Origin of the sequence: Olsenella urininfantis (assembly GCF_900155635.1) — a bacterium.
Taxonomy (GTDB): Bacteria; Actinomycetota; Coriobacteriia; order Coriobacteriales; family Atopobiaceae; genus Olsenella_G; species Olsenella_G urininfantis.
Genome location: NZ_LT732540.1, coordinates 1,296,031 through 1,311,932 on the forward strand (window position 1 = coordinate 1,296,031; position 15,902 = coordinate 1,311,932).

The 15,902-nt window shown below is 65.9% G+C and carries 14 protein-coding genes and 1 pseudogene; 2 read left to right on the forward strand and 13 right to left on the reverse strand.

The window, feature by feature from the left end; genetic code table 11:
- The first annotated feature begins 169 nt into the window (after positions 1-169).
- Positions 170-859, forward strand: coding sequence for a selenium cofactor biosynthesis protein YqeC (gene yqeC / locus CZ375_RS05980; protein ID WP_077598346.1), 690 nt, complete (start codon positions 170-172; stop codon positions 857-859).
- Between the two features lie 91 nt (positions 860-950).
- On the opposite strand, the gene CZ375_RS05985 is transcribed toward yqeC, so the two are convergent.
- From CZ375_RS05985 to CZ375_RS08415, 13 genes and pseudogenes are all read right to left on the reverse strand, one after another.
- The gene (locus CZ375_RS05985; RefSeq protein WP_077598347.1) at positions 951-2,270 is read right to left on the reverse strand and encodes a uracil-xanthine permease family protein; all 1,320 of its coding nucleotides are present in this window, start codon (positions 2,268-2,270) and stop codon (positions 951-953) included.
- A gap of 160 nt (positions 2,271-2,430) precedes the next feature.
- Positions 2,431-5,310: a molybdopterin-dependent oxidoreductase Mo/Fe-S-binding subunit gene (locus CZ375_RS05990; protein WP_077598348.1), complete on the reverse strand. Its 2,880-nt coding sequence runs from the start codon at positions 5,308-5,310 to the stop codon at positions 2,431-2,433.
- Entirely contained in the window at positions 5,307-6,098 is a 792-nt protein-coding gene (locus CZ375_RS05995) for an FAD binding domain-containing protein (protein WP_077598349.1), read from the reverse strand. Before CZ375_RS05995 ends, CZ375_RS05990 begins: the two co-directional genes overlap by 4 nt.
- A gap of 485 nt (positions 6,099-6,583) precedes the next feature.
- Entirely contained in the window at positions 6,584-6,967 is a 384-nt protein-coding gene (locus tag CZ375_RS06000) for a Rid family detoxifying hydrolase (RefSeq protein WP_077598350.1), read from the reverse strand.
- A gap of 83 nt (positions 6,968-7,050) precedes the next feature.
- Positions 7,051-8,406 carry a dihydropyrimidinase gene (gene hydA / locus CZ375_RS06005; protein ID WP_077598782.1) on the reverse strand — a complete coding sequence of 452 codons (1,356 nt, stop codon included), beginning with the start codon at positions 8,404-8,406 and terminating at the stop codon, positions 7,051-7,053.
- Between the two features lie 30 nt (positions 8,407-8,436).
- Positions 8,437-9,390 (reverse strand): NTP transferase domain-containing protein, encoded by a 954-nt coding sequence (locus CZ375_RS06010; RefSeq protein ID WP_077598351.1) that lies wholly within the window; start codon positions 9,388-9,390, stop codon positions 8,437-8,439.
- A gap of 110 nt (positions 9,391-9,500) precedes the next feature.
- The gene (gene ygeW, locus CZ375_RS06015) at positions 9,501-10,703 is read right to left on the reverse strand and encodes a knotted carbamoyltransferase YgeW (protein WP_077598352.1); all 1,203 of its coding nucleotides are present in this window, start codon (positions 10,701-10,703) and stop codon (positions 9,501-9,503) included.
- 83 nt (positions 10,704-10,786) lie between these two features.
- Positions 10,787-12,166: a YgeY family selenium metabolism-linked hydrolase gene (locus tag CZ375_RS06020; RefSeq protein WP_077598353.1), complete on the reverse strand. Its 1,380-nt coding sequence runs from the start codon at positions 12,164-12,166 to the stop codon at positions 10,787-10,789.
- Positions 12,167-12,278: 112 nt separating this feature from the next.
- Positions 12,279-13,493 (reverse strand): diaminopropionate ammonia-lyase, encoded by a 1,215-nt coding sequence (dpaL, locus tag CZ375_RS06025; protein WP_077598354.1) that lies wholly within the window; start codon positions 13,491-13,493, stop codon positions 12,279-12,281.
- A gap of 345 nt (positions 13,494-13,838) precedes the next feature.
- On the reverse strand, positions 13,839-14,048 hold the full coding sequence (locus CZ375_RS08470) for a hypothetical protein (protein ID WP_327196218.1): 210 nt from the start codon (positions 14,046-14,048) through the stop codon (positions 13,839-13,841).
- A 15-nt stretch (positions 14,049-14,063) separates the two neighbouring features.
- Positions 14,064-14,309: an ATP-binding cassette domain-containing protein gene (locus CZ375_RS08475; RefSeq protein ID WP_327196219.1), complete on the reverse strand. Its 246-nt coding sequence runs from the start codon at positions 14,307-14,309 to the stop codon at positions 14,064-14,066.
- On the reverse strand, positions 14,306-14,689 hold the full coding sequence (locus CZ375_RS06035; RefSeq protein ID WP_200799708.1) for a hypothetical protein: 384 nt from the start codon (positions 14,687-14,689) through the stop codon (positions 14,306-14,308). Before CZ375_RS06035 ends, CZ375_RS08475 begins: the two co-directional genes overlap by 4 nt.
- Positions 14,673-15,221 (reverse strand): annotated as a pseudogene (locus tag CZ375_RS08415) (MptD family putative ECF transporter S component). The gene CZ375_RS06035 and the pseudogene CZ375_RS08415 overlap by 17 nt, the downstream one beginning before the upstream one ends.
- Before the next feature lie 105 nt (positions 15,222-15,326).
- Here CZ375_RS08415 and CZ375_RS06045 point away from each other — a divergent pair.
- A complete protein-coding gene (locus CZ375_RS06045) occupies positions 15,327-15,806 on the forward strand; it encodes a hypothetical protein (protein WP_077598355.1) in 480 nt (159 codons plus the stop codon).
- Positions 15,807-15,902: the final 96 nt, after the last annotated feature.

A 15,902-nucleotide genomic window follows, 5' to 3' on the forward strand; every position in this document is an offset into this window, starting at 1 on the left:
AACCGCGCGACCAGCACGCTGGCCAAGGCCTTGGGAGGTCTTGGGGAAACCTGCGATGGCGCAGTATATCTAAGAGCATAACGCTCGGCGCAGGACACGCGAGCTACCGAGCGGCGAATCTGTACCATGGCTTTGGAAAAGTATAGAAGACGATTGGTTTGGCGGCCAAATGATTTGTCATGAATTGCTGCGAGTGGTCCCGGGCATCACGTGCGTGGTGGGAAGCGGCGGCAAGACCAGCCTGCTTGCAACCCTGGCACGCGAGCTGCCGGGCACGGTGGCCCTCACCACGTCCACCCACATCCTGCCCTTCGAGGGGGTGCCGCTCCTGTATGACCCCAGCCCCCAGGAGCTGCGGGCCGCGCTTAGGGATGAGCGCGTAGTCTGCGTGGGAGCCGCCGGAAAGGGACCCAAGCTGGGGGCACCCAAACGCTGCGGCTTCGGCGAGATGGCCGGCCTGGCAGACTATGTGCTCGTCGAGGCAGACGGCTCCAAGCGACTTCCGCTCAAGGCGCACGAGGGCTGGGAGCCCGTGATGGTTGAGGGCGGCGACAACTGCATCCTGGTGCTGGGGGCGTCAGGCTTTGGGAGGCCCGCCTCCGAGGTCGCGCACCGCCTTGGGCTCTTCTGCCAGCGCGCGGGAATCTCTGCCGAGGGTATGGTTCGTCCCGAGGACGTTGCGCGCGTACTTGACGCCGAGCGGAGACTGGGGCTGCTCCCCTTCGACCGTGTGCTGGTCAACCAGGTGGACGGCGAGAGGGAGCTCGAGCTGGCCCGGAGGCTCGCCGTGGCGCTCGAGGCGCCCGTCGAGGTCTGCGCGGGCAGCCTGCGCGAGGGACGCCTCTCTCGCCTGCGCTAAGGCCTGGAACACCGCAACAGCCTGCAGGGGAGGGGCGACGCAGGGAGCAATTCCCCACGCCGCCCCGAAATCCAGCCTTGAGGAGGGAGCCTTACGCCTCTTCCTCCTCGCTGTTGTCCTCGGGGACGACGATGTTCAGCAGGAACGAGACGAGGAAGCCGGTGATGATGGGAGACCCCGTGATTACCCCGGCAACCTCCGCGGGCAGGAAGCCCATGACCGCCGGCACGTTGGTGAGTCCCACGGCAATCGCCAGGGAGACCCCCACGATCATGCGGTTGCGGTAGTTGAGGGGCTGCTCGCCGATGAGCTGGATGCCCGACATCGTGATGGCCGCGAAGACCGAGAGCGTGGCGCCACCTAGCACGGGGTTGGGGATGGAGGTCATGACGCCGCCGAACTTGGGGATCAGGCCAGCCACGATGAGCGTTGCGCCCACGATGGTGAAGACGCGCCTGGCGACGACCTTGGTGGTCACGATGATGCCCACGTTCTGGCTGAAGGGGTCGGAGGGGAAGCCTCCGATGAGGGCGCCCAGCATGCCGCAGACGCCGGTGCCCTTGACGGCCCCGCCCAGCTCCTTGTCCGTCGCCTGGCGGTTGAAGCCGCCGGCCGTGGTGGAGGAGACGTCACCGATGGTCTGCACCGCCTGGACGACGTACATGAGGACCATGGTCACGATGGCGGTTGGCTCGAAGGTCAGGCCGAAGTGCAGGGGCTGGGGCAGGGCGACCCACGCGGCGTTGGAGATGCCGGTGGTGTCGACACCGATGACGATGGCCCAGACCACGTAGCCCACAAGCAGGCCAAAGAGAATGCCCAGGGTCTTGAGGATGCCCTTGGCGAAGAAGTTGAACGAGAGGGTCACCAGAAGCACGAGGAAGGCTATGGCAACGAAGACGGGGCTTCCGAAGTTGGGGCTTGCCGCGCCGCCGCCGATGTAGTTCATGGCCGTGCCGTAGAGCGAGAGACCGATGCAGAGCACGACGGTACCGCTGACCACGGGCGGGAAGAGCGGGCGGATCTTCTCCATGGCCATGCCGATGAAGATGGAGAGAAACGCCGCCACGAGCTGCGCGCCCAGGATGCCCGAGACGCCGTAGGCCTTGCCGATGGTGAGAAGGATCGGCAGGTAGGCGAAGGCGACGCCCATGGCGTTGGGAAGCCCCATGCCCACGCCAAAGGGCGAGAAGAGCTGGACGAGCGTGGTGATGCCCGCAATGAGCATGCAGGCCTGGATGAGGATGACCTTCTCCCCGTCGGGAAGCCCCAGCGTAGAGGCGATGATGATGGGAGGCGTGATGTTGCCGACCACCATCGCGAGAACATGCTGGAGCGCATGCGGAACGCAAGCCCCCCAGCTGGGCGTGCCGTCAAGCTTCCTGAGCTCTTTCAGGTCGTCTGCTGCCATGAGTGTCTCCCCCCTAAAAAAAACTTTTTGTATGACAACAAGACAAAAAGTCTATAGGCCATTCCCCCATAAAAGCTCCAAACGTAAGGAAATGGCCTATATATGCCGTTTAGGTGAGAAAAACCGCCACTCGCACCCTATATAATTTCGAACGAAAGCGCTAGATCTTACCAAGCTCCTTCAAAACCTTCTCCGGAGTCATTGGCCAGCTGCGCATCCAGACACCGCAGGCGTCGTGGATGGCGTTGCCGATGGCAGGGGCCGCGCCGTTGCAGGCGATCTCCGAGATGGACTTGGCGCCGAAGGGCCCGTCGGCGTCGTTGACGTCCACCATGATGGCCCTGAAGTCATCCGGCTGCTCGAAGACCATGGGCACGCCGTAGTCCGTGAGCGTGGTGCGCAGGGGACGTCCCTGCTCGTCGATGGTCATGTCCTCGTAGAGGGTGTGTCCGATGGACTTGAGGGCGGCGCCGAACATCTGGCACTGGGCGAGCTCGGGGTTGATGGGGGTGCCCGCGTCCTGCAGGGCGTAGTACTTCTGCACCTTGATCTGGCCGGTGCGCACGTTGACCGCAACCTGGGCGAAGTGCGCGCCGTAAGGTATGGCGCTCGCCGTGGTGACGAAGCTGCCGTGCGCCACCACCTGCCCGCGTCCGTTGCCAGCGCAGCAGGCATGCGAGAGGTCCGCGTAGCTCAGGGTCGCGTCCGTCTTGGTGGAGTGCACCTCTCCCGGGTAGCGCAGCTCGAGGTCGGCCTCGTCCTCCCCCATCTGCAGGGCTGCCTCAGCCATGATGCCCGCCGCGAGCTTGCGGGCGGCGTCCACGGAGGCGTTTCCGCTGAAGAAGGTGCCCGAGGAGGCATAGGAGCCCGTGTCGAAGGCGGCGGAGTCGGTGTCGCCGGAGATGACGGTGACCAGCTCGAGGGGCAGCTTCAAGATCTCTGCCGCCACCTTGGTCGAGATGGTGTCCAGGCCGGTTCCGATGTCGGCGCCGCCGCTGTTGAGAATCACGGTGCCGTCGGTCTCGAGCTTGCAGATGGCCTCGGCGTGATCGAGCCCGGGCAGGCCGCTGCCCTGCATGATCATCGCGAAGCCCTTGCCTATCCTCCAGTCGGGGTCTTCGGGCTCCTCGCGCTTGCCCCACTCGATCATCTTGCAGCCCTGCTCGATGCACTCGTCCAGGCCGCAGGAGCCAACGGGGACCACGTTGCCCTCGCGACCCTCTCCCAGGCCCTTGAGAATCTCCAGGCGATATCCCGTCTCCACGTGGTTCTTGACGACCATGTCCTTGAAGTCGATTCCGAGCCTCTCGGCAAGCTGGGCCATGGCCATCATGATGCCGTAGGTGCCCTTGGGAGTTCCGTATCCCTGGTAGGCCCCGGGCTGCAGCTTGTTCGAGTAGTAGGTGATCAGGTCGTAGGCCATGTTGTCGACCTTGAAGAGCGGCAGCACCTTGGAGCAGGAGTTCATGGGAACGGTGAGGCAGTGGTTGCCGTAGGCTCCGGTGTTGGCACGCACCTCCATGAAGATGGCCGTGATGGTGCCGTCCTTCTTGGCGCCCATCTTCACGCGCACGCGCATCGGGTGGCGGGCTGAGGCGGCGGTGAGCTCCTCGGCACGGGTGTGGCGGTAGTAGACGGGGCGGTGGGTTGCATAGGCCGCGTAGGCGCAGACGTCCTCGACAAGTATGTCCTGCTTGGAGCCGTAGCCGCCGCCGACCCTGGTCTTCACCACATGGATCTTGTTCTGCGGGAGGCCACAGACCCACGAGACGATGCGGCGCACGTGGTAGGGCACCTGCGTGGAGGCATAGACCTGAAGGCGGCCACCTTCCATCTTGGCATAGCAGAGGTGCGGCTCGAGGGGCGCCTGCTGCACGTTGGTGGTGCGGTAGGTCTCGTCCACGATGGCGTCTGCCTCGGCGAAGCCGCGCTCCACGTCTCCGATGCCGCCCTTGTTGGAGGCGGCGATGTTCCTGTGGGTGTCTGCCCTCAGCGGGAAGGGGTAGAAGACCTTGCCCTCGCGGGCGTCCCCGGCATCCCGGTTGTACTCGTCCAGGTCGGCGGGAGCTCCCGCGCCGTACTCCACGATGCCGTCGTGCACGCGCGGAGCCCCTTCGGCCATGGCCTGCTCCACCGAGAAGACCGGCTCCAAGACCTGGTAGTCCACGGTGATGAGGCCGCAAGCCCTTTCGGCTATCTCCTTGGTCTCGGCGATGACCGCAGCCACACGGTCTCCCACGAAGCGCACCTTGTGGTTGAAGAGCCTGGTGTCATGCGGGGAGGGCTCGGGGTTGCCCTGGCCCGCCTGCATGTAGGTGATGTCGGGGCAGTTGAAGCAGGTGATGACCGCGACGACGCCAGGAAGGGCCTCAGCCGCGCTGGCGTCGATGGAGTTGATGTACGCGGAGGCGTAGGGCGAGCGGAGCATGGCCAGGTGGCAGGCATCGGAGTCGACGAAGTCCTCCACGAAGGCACGCTCCCCCCGCACAAGCTGGGGGCCGTCCACCTTTGACCCGGGCTTGCCCACGTAGGACAGCTCGGGGCGGTAGTCATCGGCGATCTTGGACTCGTAGCGGCCCTTGTCGCGCAGCTCGCAGGCCAGCCTGACGGCCAGGTAGTAGTTCTCGTAGCTGGCGTCGCGGATGTAGATGCCCGAGAGAGCATCCTTGACCTGCTCGCGCGTTGGATGGGGCTCCCTCTCGAGAAGCCAGGTCAGGATCAGGGCCGTGGCGGGCGAGTTGTATGCGCTCTGGACCACGCCGGCATCGATCAGGGCCTGCTGCACGTAGCTCAGCCTGCCGGGCTCTGCGAGACCTGCGGGGGTGCGGACCTCCCGACCATCCGCCTCGCCGGCGGGCATGAGGTTGGCGTAGACGGGCGTGCCATCGACCAGCACGGTGTCGGAGCCGCAGAAGCCCTCGCCGTCATCGCTGTCTCGCACGCAGAAGCAGCCGCTTCGAACCAGAAGCTCGCGCAGGGGCAGCGTGGGGTCAAGCTCGAAGCCGCGCTCCCTGCCGTCGATCGTGCACTCGATCCTCATCGCGCACCGTCCCTTTCCGCGTCCTCGAGCATGCGGGCGAGGGTGACGCCCGCGAGGTAGCGCTTGTACCTCTCGCTACCATACATGTCTGTGGGAATGGCCTCGTCAAGCCCGTAGGAGAGCTCGACCAGCTCGTCCTCGCCGGCGCCGCGAGACAGCGCCTCCGAGAGCTCGGGAGAGACGAAGGCGCCCACGCCCTTGACGCAGAGCGCCGCACGGGCCTCGCCCTGCGACAGGCAGAGGGAGACGACGAGGTACGAGAGGCTCTCCATGGTGTTGGCATAGCGCTTCGACGAGACCCATCCGGGCTCGGCGGGGACGATGACGCGGCCGATGAGCCTGTGCTCGGGCCTAGTCCTTGCCCACTCGGCAACGCTCAGGCGCCTGGTTGCGCCAGCCTCGTTCATGAGCTCCACCTCTGCGGCGACGGCAAGCATCGTGGCCGCGAGGTAGGAGTCGTCGCGCCAGGCGGCGACGTTGCCCGCCACGGTTGCCATGTTGCGCTTGGTGCGAGACCCCATGAAGGACAGGGCCTCCTTAAGGTAGGCGGGAACGAGCTGGCTCTGCAGTGCCTCCTGGAAGGTCACGGCCGCGCCGATCAGCACCTCCCCGTCCCGCTCTTCGACCTTTCCCAGCCCCTCTATACGCCGGATTGAAACCATCTTCCGGCAGTGCCGGGCCGCGCCAAGGCGCATGAGCTCGGTGCCGCCGGCAAGGTACCCCGCGCCACCAGCGGCAAGGACCGCCGCCTCCCGCGCGGAGGACGCCATGACAAGCCTCTCGTCCATGTGATGCTCCAATGTACAGGCGCGTGGCTGCCGTGCCAGAGGCACGCGCTTCCTCCCAGCAAGCAAGGATTCGCACGGTCAGGGAGGACTATTCCGCACACCCCTATCGTGCGCCTAAATTGGGGCAAAAGATAGTCGCGAAGGGGCGGAAGTTACCAAAAACTACGCCTGTGAGCTGCGCAAACGTGATACTTTCAGTAACACAACGCCTGAGGCGGGGGCCGGGTGGCCACAGGTGAGCAGACGCGACATCCAACGCCGAGAAGCCCGCAGAGACGCGCGTTCGCCCACCTGGCACCGACCCACAGGTGGGCGAACACGCGGGTTTCTCGCCGAGAGGGGCTCTGGGCGTGCGTTCGCCCACCACGGCAGGTACCACAACAGTCACCAGCCGCCGGCACACCCCCAACACGCACGGAAAAGCCCCGGGCCACACAAGGGCGCGCGGGGCAAAAACAGCAGGTCAAATGACTAGAACGCAGGCGCTAGACCCTGGCGACGGCCTTGATCTCGACCTTTGCGCCCAGGGGGAGAGCCGCAACCTGGAATGCGGCGCGGGCGGGATACGGAGCCTCGAAGAACTCGGCGTAGACCTCGTTCATGGCGGCGAAGTCGGCGATATCGGCGAGCAGGACGGTGGTCTCAACCACGTCAGACATGCTCGCGCCGGCGGCCTCGAGGACGTTCTTCATGTTGGTCAGGCTCTGGCGGGTCTGGCTCTTGACGTCGTCGCCGGCGATGGAGCCGCAGGAGGGGTCGACGGGCAGCTGGCCCGACACGTTGATGGAGACGCCCTCGGCCTGGACTGCTGCGGAGTAGGGACCCACGGCTGCGGGAGCCTTGTCGGTGACGATAGCCTTCTTGTTCATATCTCTTCCTCTCTCATCTCTGCCCGTCGCAGTTGGAGACGGGCACGGAAACCAATAGGATGCGCAAGCGGGACCGGGACGTTCTACCGCCTGCTCACGTAAGACCCGGGCGTCTCACCCGTGGGCTCCCCGTCCTGGGCGACGAGCACGCCGTTCACGAGGACGTACCTCGCCCGGCCGTGAGCCTCGAAGCCCTCATAGGGAGTGTAGTCGACGTTCTGGTGCTGGGTTGCTGCCTGGATGGTCCAGCTCTGGGACGGGTCCCAGACGCAGACGTCGGCGTCGGCACCCTCGGCAAGGACCCCCTTGCGGGGGAACATGCCGAACACCTTGGCGGGGTTCTCGCTCATGAGACGGCAGAAGTCCTGGGGGCCAAGCTCGTCCGCAAAGCTGGTCATGACCAGGGCGGGGCGATGCTCCACACCGGGCCCGCCATTGGGAATCTTGGTGAAGTCGCCGATTCCGCGGTCCTTCTGACCCTTGAGGTTGAATGAGCAGTGGTCCGTCGCCAGGGTGTCTATCTCGCCGTCGCGCAACGCCTGCCGCAGCACCGAGACGTCATGGCGCCTGCGCAGGGGCGGGCTCATGACGAACTTGGCTCCCCCGAAGCCGCCCTCCAGGTAACGAGCGTCATCGAGCAGCAGGTACTGGGGGCAGCTCTCCACCATGACCTCCACGCCACGCGCACGGGCGTCACGGATTGCCTCAAGGCCCAGGGCGCAGGAGAGGTGCACAACGTTGATGCGCGCGCCCGACAGCTCCGCCAGGTAGCACAGGCGGGAGATGGCCTCCGCCTCGCAGACGTCCGGCCTGCTCAGGGGATGGCCCTCGGGGCCCGTCACGCCGCGCGCCAGCATGCGGCGCTGAAGCTCGTTCACCAGCGTGCCGTTCTCGCAGTGCACGCAGAGGATTCCGTTGCGCTCGCGGATGGACTCGAGCACCTCGAGGGTCTGGGCGTCATCAAGGCGCAGGTGGTCGTAGGCGAAGTAGGTCTTGAAGGAGCTCACGCCGGCATCGAACATGCCGTTGATCTCAGACCTGGTGTGCTCGTTCCAGTCTGCGATTGCCATGTGGAAGGCATAGTTTGCCGTGCAGGTCCCCTCGGCCCGCCTGTGCCACTCCTCGAGGGCGCCCGACAGGGTCATTCCCTTGTCCTGGGTGGCGTAGTCCACGATGGTCGTGGTGCCACCGCAGGCGGCCGCGCGCGTGCCCGTCTCGAAGCTGTCCGCCGTCCAGTCCATGCCCGTCCAGCACTGCATGTGCGTGTGCGCATCGATGAAGCCCGGAAAGACCCAGCAGCCCGAGGCATCCAGCACCTCGTCCACGCCCGTGGCCTCGATGTCAGCTGCGATGCGCGCGATCTTGTCTCCCTCAAGGGCCAGGTCCGCACGCACCAGGCCGTCCGGAAGAACCAGCACGCCACCCTTGACCAGCTTCACCTGCACCATCTCCTTCCGACTCGGAAATCCCTACGCGCCCGTGACCTTGCGCTCGAGGAGTGCAAGGGTCTCTGGCGTGTCAACGTCCTCAAGCTCGCTGGCGTCCTGGGCCTCCACCAGCACGCACCCCTGCGCAAGGGAGCTGTCCTGCCTGAGCAGGGCGGTGCCGCCCACGTCACCCTCGAGCGCACGGAGCCTGCCGAAGAGCTCGGACGGGAAGAGCACGGGCCCCGCCGCGCGGCCCTTCCACGAGAGGCGCACCACGCGGCTCGGATCGGCCTCGAACTCCCTCACCATGGCCCGCACGCTTCTCTCGCCAAGAAGGGGCTGGTCCCCCGTCACGAACATGCAGCCGCTCCAGTTGCAGCCTGCGTCAAGCCCCGCGCGGACCGTGTCGCTCTGCAAGGGGAGGTCGTGCCTCACGCAGCGGATGCCCAGCCTGCCACAGAGACGGCGCACCTCATCCCAGCGGGTCACCACCACGGGGTCCACCAGGTCGAGGGGCAGCGCCCGCAGGGTGCGCTCGAGCACGGGCGTTCCCGCCAGGGGTGCCACCAGCTTGTTGGAGCCGAAGCGCGTCGAGAGGCCCGAGGCCATCACCACCACGCCCACCCGCGGGCGTGGGTCCTCGCTCTCCCCCAGAGGGCCAAAGCCCTCGAAGCAGGCCTCGAAGGAATGGGCGCCAAAGGCGCGGCAGTCGGCGCTCCAGCGCTCGTAGCGCTCGATGAGGTCAAGCGCCTCGGGGGTGAGGCGAGAGCCGCCGCCGCCAGATCCGCCAATGGTGCGGCTCGTGAGCTTGACGCCCAAAGACTCCTCTGCGAACTTGAGCATCCTGATCGCCTTGGTGTAGGCCATGCCCATGGATTGGGCGGCGCAACGCAGGCTCCCCGTGGCCCCTATGGCCCTGAGCAGCCTGCAAGGCCCCGGTCCGAAGCACCGCCTTGCGTTGTCATCCAACACGAACAGAGCCTGCGAGGGTCTCATGGCCCACTTCCCTCCTGACGCTTGCACAAGGCGACGGAACCGCAAGCGGTGCCGTCGCCTCAAATGATACGGCCCGCGCCGGGAAAGGCGACGCGGGCCGCAGAGCGTTTCTACGCCTCGAACCAACGGGCCTCGCCGCGGGCCTCGAGGGCCCTCAGCGTGGACACGGGGTCCTTGGCCTTCTGCAGGAAGACCATGGAGGCGACGGCGTAGGGCTTGTAGCTCGCCTCGAGGTACAGGCCGTCGCGGTGGTAGTCGAAGACCTCGTTCGCAACCTCACCCTCCTCGCAGGAGACGCCGTTGATGTCGGCGGGCAGCGGGTGCATGTAGATGGCGTCCATGCCCTTGGCGGTCTTTGCCATGAGCTCGGGCGTGCAGCACCAGTCCTTGTGGGTGGCGTTCTGGGCGAGAAGCTCCTTCTCGAGCTTGTCGATGCCAGCGGTGTCACCAGCGGCGTAGAGCTTGGTGCGCTGCTCCATGGCGGCATAGGGGGCCCAGCTCTTGGGAATGACGATGTCGGCGCCCTCGAAGGCCTCCGCCATGTCGTGGGACTGCCTGAAGCTGCAGCCGCTCTCCTGCGCGAACTCGCCAGCCTGCCTGACCAGGTCCGGCATCAGGTCGTAGCCCTCGGGGTGGGCCAGGGTGACGTCCATGCCGAAGCGGGTCAGCAGCATGATGAGGGACTGGGGGCAGCTGAGGGGCTTTCCGTAGGAGGGAGAGTACGCCCAGGTGACGGCAACCTTCTTGCCACGGAGCTTGTCCAGGCCGCCGAACTCGTTGATGAGGTAGAGCATGTCGGCGGAGGACTGCGTGGGGTGGTCGGAGTCGGACTGCAGGGAGACCAGGGTGGGACGGTGGTCGAGGATGCCGTCACGCCAGGACTGCTCTACGGACTCGGCGACCTCCTTCATGTAGGCGTCGCCCTCGCCGATGAACTTGTCGTCGCGGATGCCGATGACGTCGGCCATGAAGCTGATCATGGTAGCGGTCTCGCGGACGGTCTCTCCGTGGGCGATCTGGGACTTGCTCTCGTCCAGGTCCTGCTGCTGGAGGCCCAGCAGGTTGGTGCCGGAGGCGAAGGAGAAGCGGGTGCGCGTGGAGTTGTCACGGAAGTTCGAGACGGCCAGGCCGGACTCGAAGATGCGGGTGGAGATGTTGCGCTCGCGCAGGTTGCGCAAGGCGTCAGCCACGATGTACATGGCCTTCAGCTCGTCGGTGGTCTTGTCCCAGGTGTGCAGGAAGTCGTTGTTGTACATCTTGGAGTAGTCGAGCTTGCCGAGCTCCTCCAGGTAGGCGTCGAACTTGCTGTCCATCTGTGCCCCTTCCTTGTTGTCTTGTCCCTTGCAAGGAGGCGCCCGCCGCGCCCCAGGGCAGGGCGGGCGCCGTCATGCACGTTCTACTTGATGTCGTTGTTGGTGAGGCCGGCGCGGAACTCGGTGGCGTCACCGGTGGCGGCAGAGCCGTCGTAGAGGTTCAGTGCCGCGGTGTAGAGGGCGGCGGCGGTCACGAGGTCCTGCTTGTAGGTGATCTCGTTGGGGGCGTGGGCCTGGGACTCGGCGCCGGGGCCGAAGCCGACGCAGGGGATGCCGTAGCGGCCCTGGATGGCAACGCAGTTGGTCGAGAAGGTCCACTTGTCAACCAGGGGGCGATGACGCTTGTCCATGGAGGGCTCGCAGCCGATGCGCTCGTCGCCGAAGAGGGCCTTGTGGGCGTCGATCAGGGCCCTGACGTGGGGAGCGGACTCCTTGTTGATCCAGGTCGGGAAGTAGCTCTCGGTCTCGTAGACCTCGCCGGTCCAGGAGGGGCGGTCATACATGTACATGGAGACCTTGACGTCATCGCCGTACTTCTTGACTGCGGGGAGGTCGCGAACCTCCTCGAGGCAGGACTCCCAGGTCTCGCCGGCGGTCATGCGGCGGTCGATGGAGATGGCGCAGGAGTCCGCGACGGCGCAGCGGCTGGGGCTGGTGAAGAAGATCTCGGAGACGGTGCAGGTGCCGCGGCCCAGGAAGCGCGCGTCCTCGAAGTGCTCGGGGTTGTACTTGGGATCGAGCATCTTGACGAGGCCCTTGATGTCCGTGGACTCGTCGCAGCCGTTGTTGTTGAGGGAGCGGACGTCGGCGATGATGTCGGCCATCTTGTAGATGGCGTTGTCGCCGCGGTCGGGGGCAGAGCCGTGGCAGGAGACGCCGTGGACGTCGACCCTGATCTCCATGCGGCCGCGGTGGCCGCGGTAGATGCCGCCGTCGGTGGGCTCGGTGGAGATGACGAACTCGGGCTTGATGCCGTCCTTGTTGTAGATGTACTGCCAGCACATGCCGTCGCAGTCCTCTTCCTGGACGGTGCCGACGACCATGACCTTGTAGCCCTCGGGGATGAGGTCGAGGTCCTTCATCATCTTGGCTGCGTAGACGGCAGAGCAGACGCCGCCCTCCTGGTCGGAGCCGCCGCGGCCGTAGATGAGCTCGTCGGTCTCGTAGCCCTCGTAGGGGTCCGCCTCCCAGTTCTCGAGGTTGCCCACGCCGACGGTGTCGATGTGGCCGTCCATGCAGAGGATCTTCTCGCCCGTGCCCATGAAGCCCATGACGTTGCCGAGGCCGTCGACGCGGACCTCGTCGAAGCCCAGGCGCTCCATCTCCTCCTTGATGCAGGCGACGACCTCCTTCTCCTGGCAGCTCTCGCTGGGGTGGGAGATCATGGCGCGCAGGAAGCGGTTCATATCCTCGCCGTAGGCCTGCGCGGCCTTCTTGATCTGATCGTAGTCGAGCTCCTTCATGTCCTTTCCTCCCTGTCTCGTTCCCTTGGGAACCCTCGCTTGGGTGCAGGCAGATGGTCGGACCTTGGGCCGTCCTCCCCTGCCTGCGGCGGAGGGCGGCTCGCTGGGAAGGCTACTCGGTGGGGTAGGCTCCGCCCCAGACGACCTCGCGATAGCGAACCGGGTCGGTGTCGCCCTCTGTCGAGAAGAGCAGGACCTTGGAGTCCTGGTTCAGCTCTAGAAGTTCGCGCAGGTCAGCGTAGTCGGGGTCGCTCATGATCGTGGAGATGACGCCCATGCCCACGGCACCGGACTCGCCGGAGGTGACGCTGGGGTCTCCCTTGCTGGGGGCCGCAAGCATGCGCATGCCCTTCGCCGCCACCCAGTCGGGGCAGGAGAGGAACGCGTCCGCGTGGTTGCGCAGGATGTCCCAGCCGATGGTGTTGGGCTCGCCGCAGGCAAGCCCGGCCATGATGGTCTGCAGGTCCCCACCCACGATGCGGGGATCGCCGTCAGCGGCCAAGGCGCCCTTGTACAGGCAGTCCGCGGCCTCCGCCTCCATGATCACGAACTTGGGGGGACAGCTGGGGAAGAGGTTGGCGAAGAAGCCGACCATGGCGCTGGCGAGGGATCCCACGCCGGCCTGGACGAAGACGTGGGTGGGACGGTTGACCTCAAGCTGGCGGAGCTGCTCGGCAGCCTCGGCGGACATGGTGCCGTAGCCCTGCATGATCCAGGAGGGGATCTTCTCGTAGCCGTCCCAGGCGGTGTCCTGGACGATGACGCCATGCTCGGTCTCGGCCGCCTCTTTGGCTGCCAGACGAACGCAGTCGTCGTAATTGAGCTCCTCGATGGTTACCTTGGCGCCCTCCTTGGCGATGTTGTCGAAGCGCGTCTTGGTGGAGCCCTTGGGCATGTGCACCACTGACCTCTGGCCCAGCTTGTTGGCGGCCCATGCAACGCCGCGACCGTGGTTGCCGTCGGTCGCGGTGAAGAAGGTGGCCTGGCCGAAGTCCTTCTGGAGCTGGTCGGACGTGAGGTAGTCGAAGGTCATCTCGGACACGTCGTGGCCGGTCTCGTCAGCGATGTAGCGAGCCATGGCAAAGGAGCCGCCCAGCACCTTGAAGGCATTGAGGCCGAAGCGGTAGCTCTCGTCCTTGACGAAGAGGCCACCCAGGCCGAGGCGCTCGGCCATGCCCGCGAGGTTGGCCAGCGGGGTCACGGAGTACTGGGGGAAGCTCCCGTGGAAGGCACGGGCCTTGGCGACGTTGTCGAGGGACATGACAGGCAGGTTCACGTCCTCGCTCTTGGGCATCATGTTGGCAACCCACTTGATCTTTGGCTCCATGCTGCGTCCCCTCCTGGACTTCCCGAACCCAATACTTACACAATGTACGTACACCAAACTTTTTGTTTGGCACTATCAAATATAGGCCCTTTGCAGCAATAGGCAAGGGGCTTTACAAAGAGTCCGTCGCACATGCTGGCCCCATCGCCGAACGGCCCCAATGGCGCTCCGAACGTTGTTGTGCTCGCGCAAGAACAACGACCTCGGAAAGCATGCCCCCGTGCAGCTCGGGCTGCACGGGGGCGGAACCAGACGAATCGTAAGGGGGCGCGGGCGGGACGGCAGTGGGCCACAGGACCCCAGACGGCCAGCGGCGCCGCGCGAGGCGGACGTCGTGGGGCGGGCCTACCTCACGCGCCAGCCCTGCGCGCGATGGCGGTCCGCCCAGAAGCTGCGGTAGCGTCCCTCCTGGGCACGCAGCTCCTCGTGCGTTCCCAGCTGGGTGATGCGGCCCTCCTCCAACATGGCTATCTGGTCCGTTCCGGCAATGGTCGAGAGCCGGTGCGCGATCACGATGACCGTCCTGTCACGCGCGAGCTCGTGCATCGTGTCCACGATGGCCGCCTCGTTCTACGCGTCAAGCGCCGCCGTCGCCTCGTCGAAGAGGACTATGGGTGCGTCCTTCAGCAGGGCTCGGGCAATGGAGACGCGCTGGCGCTCGCCACCGGAGAGCCCGCCGCCTCCCGAGGGGCCGCAGAGCACCACGCACTCGCCCTCGGCAACGCTCAGGCTCACGTCGCTGACGGTCCTGGACGCCCCCTTGTACGCGAACGAGACGTCCTCCAGGGAGAGGACCTCCCCGCTCAGCGCGCTCATGCCATCACTCCGTTCGCGGCAACCGCACCGACGCAGACGACGAGGGCGAGGGCCACGCAGGCGCAGGCCGTCACGGAAAAGAGATGCCACATCTGGAAGACCTGCACGGGCGAGAGGATGATGGACGAGACTCCCCAGCGTGTGTACGCGACATAAAGCGGCCCAAGAACCGCCAGGAACCCCATCATGCCCAGGGCGCCGCGCAGCTCCCTTGCGACCAGCATGTAGACAATCGACGACAGGCTGAGCGCGAGCATGGGGCGCAGCCCCAGGTTCTGAGAGCATGCGACCATGGCCAGGAGCAGCACGGCCGCCTTTGTGGCAACCGTGAGCCCCACTCCCCTGACGTCGTCCTCGCCCGCTCTACAGGGCGCCGGCACGCTCGAAGTGCCTCTTCATGAGGGCCCTCCCGACGAGGCAGCCCAAGAACCCCACGGCCATGGTGATGAGCATGATGGCCACGATCCACGCCGGGTTCCCGTAGTACTTGAAGAACGCTTCGGCGTAGGACTGGTACAGGCCGCGGTCGGCCATGGTCTGCGCCACGTACGCCCCCATGTTCCCGAGGTAGGGGATCAGCGTGGAGAGCAGGTATAGGCCTCTGAACGTGGTCCACGCGGCGGTTATCTACCAGAGGCTCTGGCGCTGCCGGGGTGTCCGCAGGAAGACGAGGTCGAGAGCCAGCCCCCCTACCACGTAGAAGGGCAGCATGAAGAGCATGTTGCCCATCGTGCAGAGGAGCAGGGCGGCGATGGTGGTGAAGACGGCGGTCATGCCGAGGCGGTTGACGCACCTCACCATGAGCATGTACACGGGCGCAGCGAGGAGCACTGCCGCGGCGCCCGAGGCGACCATCGCGAAGTCGTAGGAGAAAACACACGGCCGGTTGCAACTCGTCGACTTGCTCCTCATTCGGCACAAGGCGCGAGCGATCCCGCTGACGGGAGGACGGCCCCATCGGGTATCTTTAGTGGACCGAGGACGGACACCCCCAGGGGCGGGAAAGAGAGGGACGACATGCTCGAGGCGGAGGAGGCCAGAAGGATAGCCGACGAGGCGAAGCCAGGGCGCGAGCGCGCGGAGGCGGACACGCTGTCGGGCAACGCCCTCAAGTGGGCCATGAAGAACGCCGTGGGCCAGACGGACACGCGCATCCGCATGTACGCGACCTACGGGCGCAGGTCCCTGACGGTGAAGTTCGCGCCGGGCGAGAGGGACGGCAACGGCGAGGGCAACGCGTTCTACAACGATCTGCTGGCAAACAGCAACATGACCGTCGCGGACGCGATGAGCGACATCATCTACGGCAGGGAGCAGACGCTCATCAGCCCCCTCCAGCAGGCGCGTCTCCTGAACGAGTACAACACGCAGCTGGTGCACTTCATCCGCACGTTGCGGCGCCTGGGCTTTGACGTCCAGACGGGCACCGAGGCGTCAGACGGCGCTGACGCCGGAAACGCCCGCCGCGATGACAGCACCATCATCGTGAACTGGTAGGCCCAGGGAGAACGCGTCCCAGGGCCACCGGCACGGCTGTCGAAGAGGGGCGCCCGCGGGGACCCTCTTCCCCGCGGGCGCCACATGCGTCCGTTC